The sequence below is a fragment of the Thalassospira sp. HF15 genome, assembly GCF_011806525.1.
Classification (GTDB): Bacteria; Pseudomonadota; Alphaproteobacteria; order Rhodospirillales; family Thalassospiraceae; genus Thalassospira.
Window position 1 is genome coordinate 319,630 of record NZ_JAAVKI010000003.1, and the last position, 21,964, is coordinate 341,593.

Sequence of the window (21,964 nt, forward strand, 5' to 3'; positions counted from 1 at the left end):
TTGCTTTATCAAGCCGTTTCAGGTTTCCAGCGCAAAACCGGCTTGCGCGCAGCAGCCGTTTCATCAAGCCGTCTGCGCGGCGTCAGATACGGTGCATTCTTGAAGAATTCCGCATCCCCCGACTCGGCTTTGGCAACAAGCGCCAGAATCGCATCGCAGAATTGATCGATCGATTCCTTGGTTTCGGTCTCGGTGGGCTCAATCAACAACGCCCCATGGACCACAAGCGGGAAATACATCGTCATCGGGTGGAACCCTTCGTCGATGATCGCCTTGGCCAGATCCAGCGTCGAAACACCGGTATCCTTCAGGAAGCTGTCATCAAACAGCGCCTCATGCATGCAATAGCCCGGGAAGGCAACGCTGAGCTTGTCCTTAAGACGTGCCAACAAATAGTTGGCATTCAGAACCGCGTCCCCCGATGCCTGACGCAGGCCATCTGCACCATGGCTTTTCATGTAGCTCAGCGCACGAATGAACATGCCCATCTGACCATGGAAGCCCTTCAGACGACCAAACGGTTTCATACCGTCATCTTCGTCTGCGGTTTCGACAAGATGGAAACCATCGCCCTTTTTGACGACATAGGGGATCGGGGCAAACGGTGCCAACGCGTCCGAGAACACAACCGGCCCGGAACCCGGCCCACCACCGCCATGCGGGGTCGAGAAGGTCTTGTGCAGGTTGATATGCATCGCATCAATGCCAAGATCCGCCGGGCGCACCCGACCGACAATGGCGTTGAAGTTCGCACCATCACAATAGAAATAGCCACCTGCTTCATGCACCAGATCGGCAATCTTGCGAACGTCGCGTTCAAACAGGCCGCAGGTGTTCGGGTTGGTCAGCATGATGCCGGCAACATCGTCACCAAGTTTGGCTTCGAACGCAGCCAGATCAACACGGCCGTCTTCGGTGGCCGGGATCGAATCAACCGTGAAGCCACAGGCGGCTGCGGTTGCCGGGTTGGTCCCGTGGGCCGATTCGGGCACCAGAACACGACGACGGTTTTCACCGCGCGCATCAAGGGCTGCACGAATGGCCATCATGCCGCAAAGCTCGCCCTGCGCCCCCGCTGCCGGGGACATGGCAACTGCAGGCATTCCGGTCAGAACCAGAAGCCAATGCGCACATTGATCAATCAGTTCCAGTGCGCCCTGAACGGTGCTTTCGGGCTGCATCGGATGCAGATCAGCAAGACCGGGCAGACGCGCGACCTTTTCATTCAGACGCGGGTTGTGCTTCATCGTGCACGAACCCAGCGGGAAGAAACCGGCATCAATGCCATAGTTCTTCTGCGACAGGCGCGTGAAATGGCGAACGACTTGCGGTTCGGACAGGCCGGGAAGACCAACATCGCTTTCACGATCAAGACCGCCAAGGCGTGATTTGGTGCCCGTCGGTTCCGGAAGATCAACACCGGTTCGGCCGGGCTGACCCTGTTCAAAGATCAGTTGTTCTTCAATGACAAGGCCACGGTTACCGGTATGGGTTGTAAAGGTCATGCCAGCGCCTCCTTCAATGCGGACGCCAGGGCCGCGATATCTTCGTCCGTGTTGGTTTCGGTCACCGCCACCAACAGGTAGTTATCCAGATCCGAGCGGTTCGGATACAGGCGCGACAGCGGCACACCTGCAAGAACACCCTTGGCAACCAGGGCCTCGACCACCTCAGCCGCTGGCTTGGTCAGTTTGACGGTGAATTCATTAAAGAAGCTGTCATTAACCACCGATGCGCCATCAACGGCATCAATCGCATCCGCCGCCTTGCAGGCATTTTCATGGTTCAATGTCGCCAAGCGGCGATAGCCGTCTTCACCCAGCAGGCTCATATGCACGGTAAAGGCCAGTGAACACAGGCCCGAGTTGGTACAAATGTTCGAGGTCGCCTTTTCACGACGAATATGCTGTTCGCGGGTCGAAAGTGTCAGGACAAAGCCACGCTTGCCGTCCTGATCGACCGTTTCACCACACAGGCGACCGGGCATCTGACGCACCAGTTTCTGGGTGGTGGCAAAAAGCCCGACATAAGGACCACCATAGTTCAGGGCATTACCGATTGACTGGCCTTCGCCACAAACGATATCCGCGCCAAAGCTGCCCGGTGATTTAACGGCACCAAACGCCACCGCCTCGGTAAAGACCACGACCAGAAGCGCGCCCTTGGCATGGCAAATCTCTGCCAGCTGGGTGTGATCCTGAATGCGACCAAAGACGTCGGGGTATTGAACCACAACGCAAGCCGTCTGATCATCGATCAGATCATTAAGCTCTTCGGCAGTTGCCTGATGTTCAGGATGACCATCACGTCCGGCAACTTCAGTGTCGCTGTACTGGCAATATGTCTCGGTCACTTCGCGGTAATGCGGGTGCAGACCGCCAGACAAAACAGCCTTTTTGCGACGCGTTGCACGACATGCCATCAAGACAGCCTCGGCGCAGGATGTGGCACCATCCCACATCGAGGCATTGGCAACATCCATCCCGGTGATCGAGGCAACCTGGGTCTGGAACTCGAAAAGGTATTGCAACGTGCCCTGTGCGATTTCCGGCTGATACGGCGTATAGGCGGTCAGAAACTCGCCGCGCTGGATCACGTAATCAACCGTCGCTGGCACATGGTGGCGATAGGCACCTGCCCCAAGGAAACTCGGTACGCTGGATGCGCCCATGTTCTTGGCGGCTAAGGCCTGCATATCGCGTTCGACCTGCATTTCGCCAAGGTGGGATGGCAAATCAACAGGTGCGTCAAGCAACGCACCATCGGGCACGTCGCTGTATAGTTCATCAACCGATGATGCCCCGATGGTATCAAGCATCGCAGCACGATCAGCACGTGTCAGTGGGAGATAACGCATGCTTAGAGACCTTCGACGAAGTCTTTGTAGGCTGCTTCATCCATCAGCTCATCAAGCTGGGATTCATCAGCAAGGGACATCTTAAAGAACCAGCCTTCGGATTCCGGGGCTTCGTTCACCAGGGCCGGATTGGCATCAAGCTCTTCATTGATCTCGACGATCTCGCCATCAAGCGGCGCATAGACGTCACTTGCGGCCTTGACGGATTCAACAACTGCCGCGTCGCCATCCTTGGTCAGTTTTTTGCCGACTTCCGGCAGCTCGACATACACGATGTCACCGAGCGACTGCTGCGCATAATCAGTGATCCCGACAGTCGCTACACCATCTTCGAACTCGATCCATTCATGTTCCTGCGAAAACTTCTTCGTCATTTCCCTTTGTCCCTCTTGATCAATTCAATGCCAATGCGGCCAGCGCCGCTCTCTCAATAATTTCGGATACTCAACCGCGGAAGTAGCGATGCGGTGCAAACGGAAGTTCAACCACCTCTGCCGGGCGCGCCTTGCCCCGGACCATCAGGTCGATCTTGGTGCCCGGCTTGGAAAACTCTATGGCAACATAGCCCATTGCAATCGGACCATCGACAGTCGGGCCAAACCCGCCAGAGGTAATCTCGCCGATTTCTTCGCCGTCCGTGTTCAAAATCTGGGTGTGTTCGCGTGCCGGGGCCTTGCCTTCGGGTTTGATGCCAACACGCTTGCGGTCTGCGCCGTTTTCAAGCTGATCAAGGATCACATCCGCCCCTTTGAACCCGCCTTCTGCACGACGGCGCTTGTTGATGATCCATTTCAGATCGCCTTCAACCGGGGTTGTGGTGGTGTCGATGTCATTGCCATACAGGCAAAGGCCCGCTTCCAGACGTAGCGAATCACGTGCGCCAAGACCAATCGCCTCGACCTCATCCTCGGCCAGCAATTTGCGCGCAAGCGCCTCGGCGTCTGTATTGGGCACCGAAATCTCGTAGCCGTCTTCACCGGTATAGCCCGAACGGGTCACAAAGCACGGAATGCCTGCAATCTCGATCTCGGCAAAGCTCATGAATTTCAGATCGGCAACCGCCGGGGCAAACCGTGACAGCACCTTGGCGGCCTCCGGACCCTGCAGCGCCATCAGCGCGCGGTCATCGATTTCTTCAAGGGAAACGCCATCACCAAGATTGGCACGCATATGAACGATATCATCGTCCTTGCACGCCGCATTGATCACCAGAAACAGACTGTCACCAGCATTGGTGATCATCAGATCGTCAAGGATCGTGCCATCGTCCTGGGTAAAGGCGGAATAGCGGGTACGGCCGGGTTTGAGGATGGCGATATCACCGGGCACCAGCTTTTCAAGCTCTGCCACACGGTGTTCACCGGTCAGGCGCACCTGCCCCATGTGGGATACGTCAAACAGGCCAGCTTTTGCACGGGTATGAAGATGTTCGCCCTTCACCCCAAGCGGGTATTGAACCGGCATGGCATAGCCAGCGAACGGCACCATTTTGGCACCGAGTTCCACATGCAGGTCATAAAGGGCTGTTTTTAGCAGTTCGGTCTGTTGATCCACTCTTCCTTCTCCGGGACAATCGTTGCGAAACATAGCCGACCACTGGCCAACCACATTCCCCCTCTGTCTCGGAGCCTGAAAGAATCACAGCCAATGGCTAAACCGGTCTGCTTACATCTTCGGCGAGGTACATTTTGATCAGCCTGATCACAGCACCTGCTTTCCAGAGTCCCATCTCCGCGCGGTCCTGTTGCCTGAGAGTTTCCGGGGTGGTTGCTCCTTCGGCGTCCGCTTATCCATAAGGACTGCGGCCTCTCCCACGGGGATCATTTGGGTATGTTTCTGTTATACGGGTTTCCGCGCAAACCGACCAGCCCCTATTTGCAAAAGGGGTGATCAAGCGACCCTGAACACCAGAAAAACCCGATAAATCAATCAGTTCCGAAGCGGCGATTATATTCCAGTTGCTCGGCACTCAGCTGAAAACCAAGATAGATTTCATAATCCGGCCCGGTCCAGACATCATCCAACGGAACCGACAAAGTAACCTGTTCATCGCGGATCCGCGCCATGTTCAGATTGTCGGCAAAGGCCATATTGATGTCGAAGACAGATTTCTGGATGAAGTTACCGTCCGGATCACGCAGAGCGACGAAATATTCGAACTGCACAGCACGGTTTTGCGCTGCCGGGCCAAGCTCCGCGGTGATGATCGGGCTGATGATGACATCAAGTTCCTTGTCATCAAGGTCATAGCCACAGTCGCCGATATAGCCGGTGAATTCCGCCTCGACGATCACATCCGTCAGATCGCGGCCACCGCCACTGAATTCGACCAGTTTCGCCGTATCCTTTGGCAGATAAGCCGCCGGGCAAACCGGCACAGGCTGTTCTTCGAACGGGTTTCCGCCGCCGCACGCACTTAGCAATCCGCCAAGCGAGACCATACCCAATGCATAAACGCGCCGAAGTCCGTTACCGATTGTCATCCAAGCCTCTATCAAACCAAATGTTTTCAGGCCTGTGTCTTATTCGAACGGCCCGCGCGCAGTCTATTCTGTCACGTTGGTCGGCACAACCCGCTTGAAGGGTTCACCCCGATAGAAAAGGTCAAAATTCCTGTCTCGGCACAAGGTCCATTTGCCGCAGAGTCATTGCACCACATGATCAGGCGGGTTATGTAACGTCAATGTTTGAAAAATGCGTCGGGAACGCCCGTACGCGATTGGGAAAGCCGGACCTGTATCATGTCTGACAAAGCCAGCCTTCAGATCGTTCTTGCCAACCCGCGCGGATTCTGCGCCGGGGTTGATCGCGCGATTGAGATCGTCGAGAAAGCGCTCGAAAAATATGGCGCGCCGGTCTATGTCCGCCACGAAATCGTGCATAACAAATTCGTGGTCAATCGCCTGCGCGACATGGGGGCGGTTTTTGTTGATGAACTTGATGCGGTGCCCGACGGGGTTCCGGTGATCTTTTCCGCCCATGGTGTTCCGAAATCCGTGCCGGAGGCGGCCGAAACCCGCAAGCTTGAATATCTCGATGCGACCTGCCCGCTGGTTTCCAAAGTCCATCGCGGTGCCGAACGCCATCACGCCGAAGGCAAGCACATTCTTCTGATCGGTCATGCCGGCCACCCGGAAGTCATCGGTACGATGGGGCAGTTGCCACCGGGCAGCATGACCCTGGTCGAAACCGAAGAAGACGCTGAAACCATCGAAATCGCCGATCCGGAAAATCTGGCCTTCGTCACCCAGACGACCCTGTCACTGGATGACACCGCCAAGATCATCGAAATCCTGCAGCGGCGTTTCCCGTCGATTTCGGTCCCGAAGAAGGAAGACATCTGCTACGCCACGACCAACCGGCAGCACGCGGTCAAGCTGATTGCGAACAAAGCTGATGCCATTCTGGTGCTCGGCGCGCCGAACTCTTCGAACTCCAATCGTCTGGTCGAGGTCGCAAAGCGTGAAGGCTGCATGCAATCGGTTCTGGTCGAACGGGCAAAGGATATCGACTGGTCCCGGCTTGAAGGTATCAAAAGCCTTGGCATCACCGCTGGCGCCTCTGCCCCGGAAGTACTGGTCGAGGAAGTCATTGAAGCCTGTCGGGAACGCTATGACGTGACGGTCGAAACCATAACCCTGACCGATGAAAACGTTACCTTCAAACTGCCGCGCCAGCTTGCCAGCTAACGCTGCGGACATGCTTACTTTCAGATCAGGACGACGATAAAACCCATGGCCGTCTATACCGATGTTTCAGACGAAGATATCTCCCGTTTTGTTGCCGAATACGATATCGGGGACGTGGTATCTTTCAAGGGAATCGCCGAAGGTGTCGAAAACACCAACTTTCTGCTCCAGACCACGACGGCACCGTTCATCCTAACCTTGTACGAGAAACGCGTAAATCCTGACGACCTGCCGTTTTATCTTGGCCTGATGGATCACCTGTCCGCCAAGGGCCTGAACTGCCCGACCCCGATCCACGGCAAGGACGGCCTTGCTCTGCGTGCCCTTTGTGATCGCCCGGCCGCCATTACATCTTTCCTGCAAGGCATGTCACCACGTCGTATCCAGCCCCATCATTGCGCTGGTCTTGGCGCAGCTTTGGCCGAACTGCACAGTGCTGGTCTCGATTTCGAGATGCACCTGCCCAATGCGCTGAGTGTTGCGGGTTGGCGTTCGCTGTTTGAAAGCTGTCAGGAACACGCCAATGACGAAGTTCCGGGTCTGGGCGAAATGATCGCCGATGAACTTGATTATCTCGACGCCAACTGGCCGCACGAATTGCCCAAGGGCGTCATTCATGCCGATCTGTTTCCGGACAATGTTTTCTTCTTCCCGGGCAAGGAAGAGGTGTCAGGCCTGATCGATTTCTATTTCGCGTGTAATGACCTGCTTTGCTATGACGTCGCCATTTGCATGAATGCGTGGTGCTTTGAACCTGACAACAGCTTTAACGTCACCAAGGCCAAGAACCTTCTGTCACATTACAGCAAGGTGCGCCCGATCTCAGAGGCCGAAAAGGCCGCCCTGCCCATTCTTGCACGCGGTGCCAGCCTGCGGTTCCTGCTGACCCGGCTTTATGACTGGGTAAACACTCCCAAGGATGCGCTGGTCACACCTAAAAATCCGCGTGAATACATCAACAAATTGCGCTTCCACCAACGTGTGGATAGCGCTGCCGCCTATGGCCTTGACTAAGGCACCGGCAAGGAACACCAAATCATGACTTCAAGTAACGGCGAAGACAACCGTGTCGAGATCTATACAGACGGCGCGTGTAGCGGCAATCCCGGCCCTGGTGGCTGGGGCGCGATCCTGCGGTTCAAGGGCGTTGAAAAAGAAATGTCGGGCGGTGATCCCGAAACCACCAACAACCGCATGGAAATGATGGCCGCCATCAGTGCGCTTGAGGCCCTCAAACGCCCGTGCGTGATCGATATATATACCGACAGCAGCTATGTCCGAGACGGGATCACAAAATGGATTTTCGGCTGGCAGAAACGCGGCTGGAAAACTGCGGACAAAAAGCCTGTGAAGAACGTGGAACTGTGGCAACGTCTGCTGCAAGCCCTTGAACCACATCAGGTTGAATGGCACTGGGTCAAAGGCCATGCCGGCCATCCGGAAAACGAAAGATGTGATGAACTCGCCCGTCAGGCTGTTCCACGGTAACGAATTTTTCGCAGATATTCGGTAAAAATGGTTGAAGCTGAATGACTTCACACCAAAATAGATAAGCTTGCCAGTCGGAGTTGTTTATTTTCTAATCTAACGAAATCGAACTTGCGTTTTCATCAGGTTGCGGTTTGACTTGAGGCTAATTTTAAGGGGAGTTGGCACCCATACGAACGTCGAGTACAGTATATTCGGCTAAACCAAAGTAGGTGCCAGGGAGAGAACGCTTGTCGCGCGGATCGTACGGCTTTTTACAACGGAAGTCCTTGAGCAGTCGGCTGCTATTTATTGCATTGCCGCTTGTGTCGCTGTTCTCGTTGGCGCTTTTCGTTGTCTTTGGCTATGTCAGCTACAAGGTGCTGCGCGACGATTTGAACGGAAAAGTCGAACAAACCGCCGATATTAACGCCCGCGTTCTGGCCACACCTTTCTGGTATCTCGACGTCGATAACATCGAATCTGCACTGAACGCCATGGCGCGTGATCGCGACATTGTTGCTGTGCAGGCCCTTGGTGCCGACGGAACAGAATTTGCCCATACCGGCGTTTCCCAATCAGAATTGAGCGATACGTTGCGCCTGTCGCGCCGTGTCTATTTCGAACGCAACAACGTCCGCCACGACGTTGGCGAGCTGGTCATTTACTTTACCGATGACCGCGTGCAGGACTTGCTGTTCCGCCGTATTGCGATCGACATGATCCTGTTCGGGCTTTTGATTTCGGTCGTGGCCGCCAGCCTTCTGATCGCCAACAAGCGCTCGATCAAGGAACCGCTCAATCGTCTTCTGCATTCCATCCGGATGACCAAGCATGGCCGACTGCGCCGTCCGGTGGAATGGAACAGTTCGGACGAACTGGGTCTTCTGATCCGTGAATATAACGAAATGGTCGCCCTTCAGGGGCAGGCACAGGAAGAAGCCCAGCGTAAACAGGCCCTGCTGGAAGCCACCCTGCATAATATCGGTCAGGGCATCTGTCTGTTCGATCAGGACCTCAATCTGATGGTCTGGAACGAACGCTATATCGAATTGCTCAATCTGCCGCGCGATCTGGTCAAGGAAGGCACGCCGCTTTCCGATATCCTGCGCTATAACGGCGAACGCGGCGAATATGGCGATGTCAGCATTCAGGCCCTGATTTCCGACCGTGTTGCGATTGCGCGGCGTCGCGAACCCTATCGCATGGAACGTACCCGCCCGAATGGTCGCGTTATACAGGTGGATCACAACCCGATGCCGGGCGGCGGTTATGTTGCGACCTATACCGACATTACCGAACGTAAACAGACCGAAGCACGCATGCGCCACTTGGCCGTCCATGACGTTCTGACCAGCCTGCCGAACCGGACCCTGTTCCTCGATCGTCTGCGTCAGGCCTTGCTGTCGGCCCGCCGGTTCCAGCGCGGTGTCACGGTTCTGTTTGTCGACCTTGACCGCTTCAAGGACATTAATGACCACTTCGGTCATGACGTTGGCGATCTGATGATTCAGGAAATGGGCCAGCGCCTGTCGCGTATCATCCGCGATTCAGATACCGCCGCCCGCCTTGGCGGTGATGAATTCGCAATCATTCAGACCGATGTTCAGAACATCGAAGACACCATCGCCCTTGCCCAGCGCATCATTGACGAGTTGTCCCAGCCGTTTGATTGCCGTGGCATCCGCCTGCACTCGACCGCCAGTGTCGGCATCACCCTGTTCCCGGAAGATGGTGAAAACCCCGAACAGCTGGTCAAGAACGCTGATATGGCGATGTATGCTGCCAAGGCCGAAGGGCGCAACAATTACCGGTTCTTCCTGCCCTCCATGCATGAACGGGTCAAGGAACGCAAAACCATCGAGGAAGATCTGCGCAACGCGCTCGAACAGGATCAACTCGAACTTTACTATCAGCCGAAAATCGATTGCCGCACCGAACGCGTCGTCGGTGCAGAGGCACTGGTACGCTGGCATCACCCGGAACGCGGTCTGATCCTGCCGGGCGAGTTTATTTCCGTTGCCGAGGAATGCGGCCTGATCAACCGTCTGGGGGCTTGGGTTCTCGACAAGGCATGCCGACAGACGCGTATATGGCGCGATACATCGCTGCCCGATCTTCGGATTGCAGTCAACCTGTCCCCGGCACAGTTCCAGGATGCCGAACTGGTCGATAGCGTGACCAGGATCGTCAAGGATACCGCCCTGCCCAATGGCACACTGGAACTTGAGATCACCGAATCCATTCTGATGAACAACCCGGAAAAGGCTGTCTCGACGCTCAACGAACTCAAGGAACTTGGTGTTCTGATCGCGATTGATGACTTCGGCACGGGCTATTCATCACTGAATTATCTCAAACGCTTCCCGGTCACCTCGATCAAGATCGACCGTTCATTTGTCAACGACATCCATGTCGATATGGATGACAAAGCGATTGTCGATGCCGTTATCGGCCTTGGCCACAGCCTGAACCTCGAAGTGGTTGCCGAGGGTGTGGAAGAAGTCGAACAGCTTGTGTATCTGCAGGAAAAAGGCTGCGACTTCATTCAGGGCTTCCTGTTCTCCAAGCCGCTACCCGCCTCGACCTTCGAAAGCTGGGTCAGCGAACGTCACGGAACCAAAAAGGAACCTGCGACCGCCAAGTCCTGAGCGCAGGCCTCCCCGAATACAAAACCGGTCGCACCCGACATTGGGTCCGACCGGTTTTTTGTTTAATGGAACTGACTGGTCTTTCGTTAATAAAGCGCAGCATCTTCCTGACTGCCACCGCCGGCTTCTGACGGGGTTGCAGCTTTATCAGAAGACTTGCGGTCGACCAGATCAACGATCTCGGAGATGACCTTGGCCAATTGATAGTCCTTGGGGGTATAGACCGCCGAAACGCCCATCTGACGCAAAACCAGCATGTCTGCTTCCGGGATGATGCCGCCAACAACGACTGGGATATGACCAGCCCCTTGCGCACGCAGCCCATTGACCACTTCACGCACCAGCGGCACATGCGACCCTGACAGGATCGAAAGCCCGATCACATGTGCGCCGTCTTCGATGGCATTGCGCACAAGTTCCTCTGGCGTCCAGCGGATGCCTTCATAAAGCACCTCGATCCCGGCTTCACCTGCCTTGACCGCAATCTGCTCTGCCCCGTTGGAATGGCCATCTAGTCCCGGCTTGCCCACCAGCATCTTCATGCGTTCGCCCAGCTTGTCAGACACCTCATCCACGCGATTGCGCAAATCCTGAAGGTTTTCCTCCTCACCGGTGACGATCATCGATGTAATCCCCGTCGGCGCACGATATTCGCCAAACACGTCACGCAGCGTTTCCGACCATTCCCCGGTTGTCACCCCGGCATGGGCACAGGCAATGGAGCTTTCCATGACATTGCGACCTTCACTGGCTGCCGACTTCAAATCCGACAATGCGCTATCAACTGCCTTCTGATCGCGATCCGAACGCCAGGCTTTCAGTTTTTCAATCTGCTCCTGCTCGGCCATGTCATCGACAGTCAGGATTGATTTCTCACCTGATGTCAGCGGCGATGGCTCGGTCTCGGTAAAGGCATTCACACCAATAACCTTGGTCAGGCCACTTTCGATATCCGCCAGTCGAAGCGCGTTGGAACGCACCAGTTCCTGTTTCATATAGCCGCGATCAACAGCGGCAATCGCCCCGCCCATCTCATCGATCTTCGCAAGTTCGGCCCGGGCTCCTTCCTTAAGGGCGCCCACCTTACGTTCAATCGCCGGGTTGCCATCAAACAGGTCTTCATATTCCAGAAGATCGGTTTCATAGGCCATGATCTGTTGCAGACGCAGCGACCATTGCTGATCCCACGGACGCGGCAGACCAAGTGCCTCGTTCCAGGCGGGCAACTGTACTGCGCGTGCACGCGCGTTCTTCGACAGAACAACTGACAGCATTTCGATCAGGATGCGATAAACGTTATTTTCCGGCTGCTGTTCGGTCAGGCCCAATGAGTTGACCTGCACGCCATAACGGAACCGGCGATACTTCGCGTCTTCAATACCGTAACGCTCGCGCGTAATCTCGTCCCACAGTTCGCAGAACGCCCGCATTTTGCAAATCTCGGTCACAAAGCGAATCCCGGCATTCACAAAGAACGAAATTCGCCCGACCACCTTGGCAAAGTCTTCTTCGGGGACCTGCCCCGAATCGCGCACGGCATCAAGAACCGCAATCGCCGTTGCCAGCGCATAGGCCAGTTCCTGTTCGGCAGTCGCCCCGGCTTCCTGCAGATGGTAGGAGCACACATTCATCGGGTTCCACTTCGGAACTTCGCGATAGGTAAAGGCCGCCACATCGGTAATCAGTTTCAGGCTGGGGGCCGGCGGGAAGATATAAGTCCCGCGCGACAGATATTCCTTGATGATGTCGTTCTGGGTTGTGCCCTGCAGGCTCGCGCGCGCAGTGCCCTGCTTTTCGGCCACCGCTATATAAAGCGACAAAAGCCACGCGGCAGGCGCATTGATCGTCATCGATGTATTCATCTGATCAAGCGGAATGCCGTCAAATAACGTCATCATGTCGCCCAGATGCGCAACCGGCACGCCGACCTTGCCGACTTCACCACGGGCCAGAACATGATCAGAATCGTATCCGGTCTGGGTTGGCAGATCGAATGCCACCGAAAGTCCGGTCTGCCCCTTTGCCAGGTTCTGGCGATACAGCTCATTTGATGCCTGTGCGGAGCTATGCCCGGCATACGTCCGGATCAGCCACGGGCGATCGCGTTCAGAATTTGCTGCATTGCGCTTGTTTTCCATCGACATCGCGACCTCTTGTACTTTTATTACCGGCTTTCTTTACGATAATTACGTGGAAACGTTATTAAATTATCCACTAGACAATGTCCAAGTAATTATATAACAATTTGTGCAACGCGATAAAAGCGAAAACAAATATCGCCCCGGTTTCGCCTGCGACCAAACCCGCAGAAAACCGGGAGATGCCCGGGGAAATAGAATAAATTCCGTGGCTTGGAGGATTCGTCGACCGCAGCGCAACATAGGTAATTTCGTTACCCTGCAACCCGGATCGACCCCGAACAAGGAGTGAAGGCCATGAATACGTCTGCTGAAGTGCTGCCTTTCCGTGGCGGTCAGGAAGAAAAAGATCTTTATGAAATCGGCGAAATCCCGCCACTGGGTCATGTGCCCAAGAACATGTATGCCTGGGCGATTCGCGAAGAACGGCACGGCGAACCCGACACCGCCATGCAGTGCGAAGTCCTGCCGGTGACCCAGCCTGACAGCCACGAAGTCCTCGTCCTCGTGATGGCGGCTGGTGTGAACTACAACGGCATCTGGGCATCGCTTGGCAAACCGATCTCCGTTTTCAATTCCCATGATTGCCCGTTCCACATTGCCGGATCGGATGCATCGGGCATTGTCTGGGCCGTGGGTTCCAAGGTCACGCGCTGGAAAGTCGGCGACGAAGTCGTCATCCACTGCAACCAGGATGACGGTGACGATGAAGAATGTAACGGCGGTGATCCGATGCTGTCTCCGACCCAGCGAATCTGGGGTTACGAGACGCCGGACGGCTCCTTTGCCCAGTTCACCTGCGTTCAGGCACAACAGTTGATGCCGCGCCCCAAACATCTGACATGGGAAGAAAGCGCGTGCTACACGCTGACCCTTGCTACGGCCTATCGCATGCTGTTTGGCCATCGTCCGCACATCCTGCGTCCGGGCCATAATGTTCTGGTCTGGGGTGCATCAGGTGGCTTGGGTTCCATGGCGATCCAGTTGATCACCACTGCCGGGGCCAATGCGATTGGCGTCATTTCCGATGAAAGCAAACGCGATTTCGTGCTGGGCCTTGGTGCCAAGGCCGTGATCAACCGCAAGGATTTCAATTGCTGGGGACAGCTTCCCACCGTCAATGGCCCTGAATTTGGTGACTATATGAAAGAAGTCCGTAAATTCGGCAAGGCGATCTGGGACATCACCGGCAAAGGCAACGATGTTGATATCGTCTTTGAGCACCCGGGCGAACAAACCTTCCCGGTATCGTGTAACGTCGTGAAGCGTGGCGGCATGGTGGTGTTCTGTGCAGGCACGACGGGCTTTAACCTGACATTCGATGCCCGTTTTGTCTGGATGCGTCAGAAACGTATTCAGGGCAGCCACTTCGCCAACCTCAAGCAGGCGGCACAGGCCAATACCCTGATGGTGGAACGCCGGATTGATCCCAGCATGTCCGAAGTATTCAGCTGGGAAGACATCCCGCGTGCCCACATGAAAATGATGCGCAACGAACACAAGCCCGGCAACATGGCCGTTCTGGTTCAGGCCAAACGTCCTAGCATGCGCACCCTTGAAGAAGCAGTCGAAGGATAATCCCACTTTGGGCTCCGGATTCTCCCAAGTCGTCCGGGGTCCGACCTTCGACTGAATGATGGCACCCTGCGCGCATTCTCGCCCGATTTGCGCCGGGGTGCCACCACCCTTGACCATCGATAGACTGCAACACCCGTATCCGATCGACGCAATCGCCCCACTGGATTGCACAACGAGGACCTGAATCGAGGACCCGAACAATGACCGATAACGCCCTTTTGCCTGACCTCGAACGTTTGTGCGATGACGCCCTGGCAGCACTCAGCCCCGTTTATGACGCCGCCGAATATGCGCTGCGCAGTTCCGTAACCGTGGACGGCCGGGTCAATGCCGATGCCTTTGATGACAACCAGTTTGCAGCGCACGGCTTTGCCTGGTTCACAACCTATGTGACCGCCCTTGGTCAGATGAAGGCATGGTCAAACCGCCTCAAGAACCAGGGCAAGTTCGGCAATCTCGAACAGCTGATCCTGCAATCGGCCTTTGGTGAATATCTGGCCCAGATCATTGGCGGCATTCCGATGTCACAGGGCGAGATCATCCGTCTTTCAACACTTGGCGTTGCCGACGACCTTATTGCATCGCTCTTAACGAACCCGTCTGTGGCGACCCTTGCGCAACGCGGCAACTCGGATGCAACCCGTCGGGCCATTGCCGCAGAAATCGAAGACAGCCTTGATACCGGTCGTTTTGGCGAAACCGGCCTTGAGGACGAAACCCTTGATATGGTCCGCGACCAGTTCCGCCGCTTTGTCGAGGAAAAGGTCTCCCCCCATGCCCATGGCTGGCACGAGCGCGACGAACTGATCCCGATCGAGATCGTCACGGAGATGTCGGAGCTCGGCGTTTTCGGCCTGACCATTCCCGAAGAATTCGGCGGCCTTGGTATGGGCAAGACCGCGATGTGCGTTGTCACCGAGGAACTGTCACGCGGCTATATCGGGGTTGGGTCGCTTGGTACCCGCTCTGAAATCGCCGCGGAGCTTATCCGTCTTGGTGGCACGGATGCGCAAAAGGAACATTACCTGCCCAAACTGGCATCGGGGGAAATCCTGCCGACCGCCGTCTTTACCGAACCCAACAATGGATCGGATCTGGCGCATTTGCGGACCCGTGGGGTCAAGGATGGCGATACCTACAAGGTTACCGGCAACAAGACCTGGATCACCCATGCTGCACGTTCGGATCTTATGACGCTTCTGACCCGCACCAACCCGGACGAAGCAGGTTACCGTGGCCTTTCAATGCTTTTGGCCGAAAAACCGCGCGGCACGGATGACAATCCGTTCCCGGCTGACGGCATGTCTGGCGGCGAGATCGAGGTGCTTGGCTATCGCGGCATGAAGGAATACGAACTGTCCTTTGATGGCTTCGAAGTGCCCGCCGAGAACCTTTTGGGTGGCGAAGAAGGTCAGGGCTTCAAACAACTGATGGCGACGTTTGAGTCTGCACGTATTCAAACCGCCGCCCGTGCGGTCGGTGTTGCGCAGAACGCGCTTGAGATCGGCATGCGCTACGCCAAGGACCGCATTCAGTTTTCCAAACCGCTTTATGCGTTCCCGCGGGTATACGGAAAAGTTGCATGGATGGTTGTCGAAACCATGATCGCACGCCAGCTGACATACTTCTCTGCATTTGAAAAAGATCAGGATATTCGCTGCGATATCGAGGCAGGCATGGCCAAACTTCTTGGTGCGCGCGTTGCTTGGTCGAATGCCGATAATGCGCTGCAGATTCATGGCGGCAATGGTTATGCGCTGGAATATCAGATCAGTCGTGTGCTGTGCGATGCCCGAATTCTGAACATTTTTGAAGGGGCTGCCGAAATTCAGGCACAGGTCGTCACGCGCGGCATTCTGAGCCGGTGAACCCCATAACATTCTGAAATACTGTTAAGATTCGTATTTGAACCGTGGCCCCTGTGAACAACAAGGGCAAACTCGGCCCGCCAACACTGGCGGGCCTTTTTCCATATCAACCTAAAGTATGATATATTTTAGACTTACCTGTAGTGATACACTCCCCAAAAGCACACACAGACTGCCAAAAGTCTGTGAAAAATAGGGCTAAAAGGCCCGCCGGGAATAAGGGAGATAATGCCAAATGAACCACAGTTCTGCAATGCCGGACAATACAATCTATGCGCGCATTAATGCCGCGAAAGATTTGTTTGCGCAAAATGGAGAACAGCTTGCAGAGAACCTGGTCACAGAACTGCTGGGGACCGGCCAAAGCAGCGCTGTACGAAGTGATCCGCAACATCATGTTACCGAGATGTCCCGACGTTTTGCGTCACTCATCAACGCAAACAGCGCAGATGCATTCAACCATTGCTTTAATGAGCATGTTCTGGCCGATGCCGCCATCGGATTGGCACCCGAACATATCGTGATGGCCTATCACAAGGTCGCGGCCGATTGTGCCGCGCTGGCCGCGCGTACCAAAGGCAATGCTGCAACAGCAGACGCGGCGCGCTGTCTTTTGATGGCCGACATGGGAAGCCTGATGTCTGCCCGGCAGAAAATACTGGCTGGCGAGCGGTCTGCATCCGAAATCCAGTCGATGTCGGAAATCATCGAACGCGAGACAGACAATATCATTTCCGAAGTCGGCTTCCAGGCCGGGCGCACCAACGATGTCGCGCAATCGATGGAAAGCGACGCCGGTGAACTGTCTGAATTGGTCGAACGCATCACAGCAACCACCGAGATCGCAAGCAGCAATGTCGCAACCGTCGCATCCGCGACCGAGGAATTGCAGGCATCCAGCCACGAAATCGCCGAGCGCATCCACAAAACCAACGATATTGCTGCTCAGGCCGTGACACGTGCGCAGGAAACATCAACCACGATGGGCAGCCTGTCGGAAACCGCGACCGAAATCGGCAAGGTTGTCGATATCGTCAAGCGCATTTCCGATCAGACCAAGATGCTCGCACTCAATGCCACGATTGAAGCCGCGCGCGCCGGTGATGCCGGCAAGGGCTTTGCCGTGGTCGCAAACGAGGTCAAGAACCTCGCTACCCAGACCGAAAAAGCCATCCTCGACATCAATGCGCAAATCACCGCTATTCAGGGCGCCACCTCCGAGGCCGTAACCGCGATTGAAGGCATCGGCGGCGCGATTGATGAGGTCAGTCAGCTTTCAAGCGACATCTCGGCCTCTGTCGAACAGCAAACCGCAGCCATTGGTGAAATCTCGACCAGTGCACAGGAAGTCTCCACGCACATGCAGGGCATCTCGAGCGATATCGGACTCGCCAGCGAGAAATCGCACAATGCCAGCCAGACGGCCGAAAACCTGCGCATTCTGTCTTCGAATATCCGCAACGATATCAACGAGATGGAAACCCGCTTCCGCATGGTTCTGCGCAGTGCCGACAACACCAACCGGCGTCACACGGAACGCGTGCCGATTGCCGTTGATATCAATGTCGACTTCGGCAATGGCGATGTCCGCGAAGGTGTCACCGCCGACATGTCGATTGCAGGCCTTTTGGCGCGTATCGAAGCCAGTGAAGAAGACCGCAACAAGGTGATTACCATCACCATGGAAGACGGCACGCGGCTTATGGGGATTGTCAAAGCACACTCGACCCTTGGCACCCACATCCAGTTCACCGAAGTTGACGACGCCGCAACGCAGGTCATTCTCGGACTGCTTAAGAAAACCAGCGAACATGACGAAAAGATCGCCGGTCTTGGCAAGGAACTGGCAGCAGATCTGGGCAAGGTTCTTGAAACCGGTTTGCGCAATCAGGAATTCACCCATGATGACCTGTTCAATACCCGCTATGAACCGATTGACGGCACTGATCCCAAGCAGTTCATGACGCCATATATCCCGTTCACGGACCGCAACTTCACCCCGCTTCAGGAAGCCATGCTTGATAAGGACGAACATATCGTCTTTGCCGCCGGGGTCGATACCAACGGTTACCTGCCGACCCACAACAAGGTTTACAGCCAGCCGCAGAAACCCGGTGAACCGGCATGGAATATGGGCAACTGCCGCAACCGACGGATCTTTGACGATCGTGCCGGACTGATGGCCGGGCGCAATACCAAGCCCCATCTGCTGCAGACCTATTTCCGTGACATGGGCGACAGTGTCGTCTTCATGAAGGAATGTGACGTTCCGATCATGGTTAATGGCGAACAGTGGGGTAACCTTCGGATCGGTTACAAATCCTAGGAATCCACAAACCAAACTGGATAACGAGCAAGCTGAAAGCGGGCGGTTCAATCATGAACCGCCCGCTTTTTCGTGCATCGCATTGCTTATCTGAAATCAAACAGTTCCTGATGAAAGGCGCAACTTGGCAACCCCGCCCCGACCAGATCGTTTTTGATATCCTCGCCAAACTGGCGTGGCCCGCAGAACCAGACGCTTGCCTTTTGCCAATGCACGACATCGCTGCGCAGTTTTTCACCGGTCAGGAAACCATCCCGCGCATCGCGCCATTCATGCAACCGAACCCCTGCGCGTTCCGACAGATCCTTGATCCGCGCCATCAGTTTGGGATCGCAATGCGGTGCAACCTGATAGAAATCGATCTCAAGTTTTGCCGGATTGGCCACCAGATCCTCAAGCCAGGCCACAAAGGGGGTTAAGCCGATGCCTCCGGAAATCCAGATTTGATGGCTCTGTCCACGATCCAGTGTAAACGTGCCGTAAGGGCCCTCCAGCACCACCTTGTCACCGGGCTTCAACGTTTCCTGAAGTGTGCTTGTATAGTCGCCCAGCTTCTTGGCGATAATCGTCAGCCCCGGAACGCCGTCACGCCAAGCAGATGCAATGGTAAACGGGTGCGGCTCGTTGCTATTGCCAAAACGGACAAAGGCAAACTGCCCGGCAAGATGGCCTTTCCACCCGCCATCGGATTTGATCGCGATCTGAAGCGATTTCATCTCGGGCAGAAAATCAACGTCTACCACTTCGCCGGTTGATCGACGTCCCGCGCCGACCTGTCCAACCAGAACGATGATTGACGACACCGTCCCGATCATCAACATCGCAGCCAAGGCGTAACCAACAGGCGTCGCCCAGTTCGCGAAATCAAGCAAAACGATACTGTGATAGACCAGCACAAGGTAAATCACGGCCAGAAGCGTATGTGTCTTGGCAAACCAGCGATACGGAATGCGCTTGATCAGCGCGATAAGGATCAGGGCAACGGCAATATAAAATGCCCATTCCCCGACCGTTTCCGCCAGTCCGCGCTGCTCACTAAACAGGGATTGCGCCCAGTGCATGCCCGATCCATCCGGCCTCGGCCCACGCCGCCGCCGTTCAAGAAGACCAAGCGCCACCGCCCATTTTGGTGCCATCCGAAAGGCCCAATGAAGCGTCGCCACGACAAGCACCGTGATGCCAAGCCACTTATGCAGGCGATATGCCTTATCCAGCCCGCCTATGCGCCGTGTCAGCCAGACAGGTCGGACGGACAAAAACACGATCAGGCTCATCATGCCTATGGCCAGAAAACCGGAATATTGAACCATCAGGTTGCGAAAGCCGATGAAGTCGTTCGCCCCGAAAATATCGGGATTCACTGACAACCACAAAACCGAGAGGGCGATCAAACTGCCAAAATAGATGCGCGTGATGTTTTTCATGGGTCCGCTTCCTGAAAATCCGTTGAAGGCCCGTGAAATCAAGATACCAACACGCGCCATACGACGCTTTGATCTAAACAAACAGAATTCGCAAAATTATCCCCGAAACCCCCGAAAAGTGTATCAGATCGTATCAGGGAAAGCTGCGGGTCGGCTGCAAGTCCTGTCTGCACAGCCGCGACAAGACGAAGAGTAAACGAAAAACACCCCGGTTTTCTGACCGGGGTGTTCATCGCGCTTACGTCTCTGTCAGTTGGCCAACATCAATCAGGTCAACTTCACGGCCAAGCCGACGCTTATAGGCAATCAACTGGTCACGTGCCATGACCGGGATCGTACAGCCGTCATAGGATCGTTGCTCGGCACTGTCATAATCAATGACAAGCTCCACCCATTCACCCGATACGCCATCCTGAATGCGCGGGTGATCATCGCTGCCAATTTCGATTTTCACACCATCATAGACAAACTGCACATAGGTCAGATCCCAGCCTGCCTCACACTGCCGGATTGCCGGTTTGCGGATATAGGCCGCGAGTGCTTCGACAAGCGGCTCGAAATACGCAGCAGGCACAAACAAATCAATGTCGTTTAACCGCCGCGTACCGCCATAGGCCAGCACGGCCAAGCCACCACAATAAAGCCGCGGGGTCCCGACCGCGCGAATTTCGACTTCAATCCATTCCAGTGCTTTCATCGGGATCTTCCCGGTTGGTGTGGTGATGGCATGTGCAGCGTTAACCCGCGCATCGTGAGATGCCCCAAGTCAAAACCCTAGCTGTGCGAGTGCAGGATGGCTTCGGCGATTTCGCGCTCGACATCTTCCGGGTAGGCATAAAACCCCGGCTTGAACGATGCCGCACCACCCGATGCCAGCCAGTCGATCCCGCGGATCAGAATGGCCGAAAACGGATCAAACAGATCCTTGCCCGATCCGCCCATACCCGGTGCCAGGTTCAGCAAACTGCCCCGGTTAAGCAAATAAACCTCGCGGCTGTTATCCAGCTCGAACCGTTCGATATGGCGGCGCATTCTTGTGCGTGTCTGGGTATCCAGCCATTTGACGTCAATCTCGGTATTGGAATGCCCGACATTGACCAATATCGCCCCGCGACGGCACTGTTTGATCTGGCTCGCCCCAAGAATGCCGCTCAGGCCGGTGGCAGTAACAATGATCGCGTTTTCTTTCAGGCCATCCTCAAGGCTGACAACCCGGCAACCATGATGCTGTGCTTCAAGGGCACGGACAGGATCACGTTCGGCAACCGACACCACCGCCCCAAGATTGCGCGCACGTTCAGCCACACCACGCCCGACCGGGCCAAAGCCGATCACAAGGACCGTCCGTCCATAAAGCGCAAGCCCCGTCACATTGGAAAAGACCGGCCACATTTCCTGTGCCACATGGTGACGGTTATGCAGGCGGTCCTTGATCGCGATGTCGTTCCAGTTAAAGACCGGGAAGGAATAATCAAGCTTCTCAACCCGGTGCACACCGGTCGTGGTGGCTTCAAGCGCGCCTTCGACCTTGTGGCCTTTTTTGACAAACGCTTCGATCAGCTCGCCACCCATATCGGCAATGATGTCAGCGGGTTCGGACGACAGGATATCAATGCTTTTGGCGTATTCTTCGGGTGTCATCCCCGAAAAGGCATGAACCTCGACCCCGTTGGCAGCAAGGTAGGCAGCCGCCGCATCATCGGTGCTGTCAGGGTTACAGGCGCCAACCTTGACCTTTGCACCGGCCTTCACGAACGGCAGCAAGGTGGGGATGGTGTCTTCAAGAACGTGCTGGAAACTAACAATGGTTTTGTCGCGCAGATCGCGCTTGGCGACGTAGTTTCCGTATTTTGCCGTCACCGGACAAATCACCTCGCGCCAGGCAAGGGTCTCGTCGGTGATCTGTTGGGCTAGGGCGGCGTCCTTGATGCGGCTGGTCATGGTTTAGGTCTCTTAACTTCGTGGG

The 21,964-nt window shown here is 55.5% G+C and carries 16 protein-coding genes and 1 riboswitch; of the genes, 7 read left to right on the forward strand and 9 right to left on the reverse strand.

Annotated elements, in window-relative coordinates; genetic code table 11:
• Positions 1–8: 8 nt before the first annotated feature.
• From gcvPB to HED22_RS08085, 5 genes are all read right to left on the reverse strand, one after another.
• Entirely contained in the window at positions 9–1,505 is a 1,497-nt protein-coding gene (gene gcvPB, locus HED22_RS08065) for an aminomethyl-transferring glycine dehydrogenase subunit GcvPB (RefSeq protein ID WP_167720950.1), read from the reverse strand.
• On the reverse strand, positions 1,502–2,857 hold the full coding sequence (gene gcvPA / locus HED22_RS08070) for an aminomethyl-transferring glycine dehydrogenase subunit GcvPA (RefSeq protein WP_167720952.1): 1,356 nt from the start codon (positions 2,855–2,857) through the stop codon (positions 1,502–1,504). Before gcvPA ends, gcvPB begins: the two co-directional genes overlap by 4 nt.
• Before the next feature lie 2 nt (positions 2,858–2,859).
• On the reverse strand, positions 2,860–3,231 hold the full coding sequence (gene gcvH, locus HED22_RS08075; protein WP_167720954.1) for a glycine cleavage system protein GcvH: 372 nt from the start codon (positions 3,229–3,231) through the stop codon (positions 2,860–2,862).
• Positions 3,232–3,301: 70 nt separating this feature from the next.
• A complete protein-coding gene (gcvT, locus tag HED22_RS08080; RefSeq protein ID WP_167720956.1) occupies positions 3,302–4,444 on the reverse strand; it encodes a glycine cleavage system aminomethyltransferase GcvT in 1,143 nt (380 codons plus the stop codon).
• A 139-nt stretch (positions 4,445–4,583) separates the two neighbouring features.
• Positions 4,584–4,681, reverse strand: a riboswitch (glycine riboswitch).
• Positions 4,682–4,782: 101 nt separating this feature from the next.
• Complete coding sequence (locus tag HED22_RS08085; protein WP_167720958.1) at positions 4,783–5,340, reverse strand: hypothetical protein; 558 nt, start codon at positions 5,338–5,340, stop codon at positions 4,783–4,785.
• A gap of 258 nt (positions 5,341–5,598) precedes the next feature.
• On the opposite strand from HED22_RS08085, the gene ispH reads away from it, so the two are divergent.
• From ispH to HED22_RS08105, 4 genes are all read left to right on the forward strand, one after another.
• The gene (gene ispH, locus HED22_RS08090; protein ID WP_167720960.1) at positions 5,599–6,546 is read left to right on the forward strand and encodes a 4-hydroxy-3-methylbut-2-enyl diphosphate reductase; all 948 of its coding nucleotides are present in this window, start codon (positions 5,599–5,601) and stop codon (positions 6,544–6,546) included.
• A gap of 45 nt (positions 6,547–6,591) precedes the next feature.
• The gene (locus tag HED22_RS08095) at positions 6,592–7,560 is read left to right on the forward strand and encodes a homoserine kinase (RefSeq protein WP_167720962.1); all 969 of its coding nucleotides are present in this window, start codon (positions 6,592–6,594) and stop codon (positions 7,558–7,560) included.
• Positions 7,561–7,584: 24 nt separating this feature from the next.
• A complete protein-coding gene (rnhA, locus tag HED22_RS08100; protein ID WP_167720964.1) occupies positions 7,585–8,034 on the forward strand; it encodes a ribonuclease HI in 450 nt (149 codons plus the stop codon).
• 269 nt (positions 8,035–8,303) lie between these two features.
• Complete coding sequence (locus tag HED22_RS08105) at positions 8,304–10,664, forward strand: bifunctional diguanylate cyclase/phosphodiesterase (RefSeq protein ID WP_167720966.1); 2,361 nt, start codon at positions 8,304–8,306, stop codon at positions 10,662–10,664.
• 86 nt (positions 10,665–10,750) lie between these two features.
• Here HED22_RS08105 and HED22_RS08110 read toward each other — a convergent pair whose 3' ends face one another.
• Entirely contained in the window at positions 10,751–12,808 is a 2,058-nt protein-coding gene (locus HED22_RS08110) for a protein meaA (RefSeq protein WP_167720968.1), read from the reverse strand.
• Between the two features lie 291 nt (positions 12,809–13,099).
• On the opposite strand from HED22_RS08110, the gene ccrA reads away from it, so the two are divergent.
• The 3 genes from ccrA (at position 13,100) to HED22_RS08125 (ending at position 18,574) form a co-directional block, all read left to right on the forward strand.
• On the forward strand, positions 13,100–14,380 hold the full coding sequence (gene ccrA, locus HED22_RS08115) for a crotonyl-CoA carboxylase/reductase (protein WP_167720970.1): 1,281 nt from the start codon (positions 13,100–13,102) through the stop codon (positions 14,378–14,380).
• 200 nt (positions 14,381–14,580) lie between these two features.
• Positions 14,581–16,248, forward strand: a complete 1,668-nt coding sequence (locus HED22_RS08120; RefSeq protein ID WP_167720972.1) for an acyl-CoA dehydrogenase family protein — start codon at positions 14,581–14,583, stop codon at positions 16,246–16,248.
• Between the two features lie 235 nt (positions 16,249–16,483).
• Positions 16,484–18,574 carry a methyl-accepting chemotaxis protein gene (locus HED22_RS08125; protein ID WP_167720975.1) on the forward strand — a complete coding sequence of 697 codons (2,091 nt, stop codon included), beginning with the start codon at positions 16,484–16,486 and terminating at the stop codon, positions 18,572–18,574.
• An 86-nt stretch (positions 18,575–18,660) separates the two neighbouring features.
• On the opposite strand, the gene HED22_RS08130 is transcribed toward HED22_RS08125, so the two are convergent.
• The 3 genes from HED22_RS08130 to HED22_RS08140 form a co-directional block, all read right to left on the reverse strand.
• The gene (locus HED22_RS08130; RefSeq protein ID WP_167720977.1) at positions 18,661–19,998 is read right to left on the reverse strand and encodes a ferric reductase-like transmembrane domain-containing protein; all 1,338 of its coding nucleotides are present in this window, start codon (positions 19,996–19,998) and stop codon (positions 18,661–18,663) included.
• Positions 19,999–20,236: 238 nt separating this feature from the next.
• Positions 20,237–20,695, reverse strand: coding sequence for a hypothetical protein (locus HED22_RS08135; protein WP_167720979.1), 459 nt, complete (start codon positions 20,693–20,695; stop codon positions 20,237–20,239).
• 77 nt (positions 20,696–20,772) lie between these two features.
• Positions 20,773–21,939: an adenosylhomocysteinase gene (locus tag HED22_RS08140; protein ID WP_167720980.1), complete on the reverse strand. Its 1,167-nt coding sequence runs from the start codon at positions 21,937–21,939 to the stop codon at positions 20,773–20,775.
• Positions 21,940–21,964 lie beyond the last annotated feature (25 nt).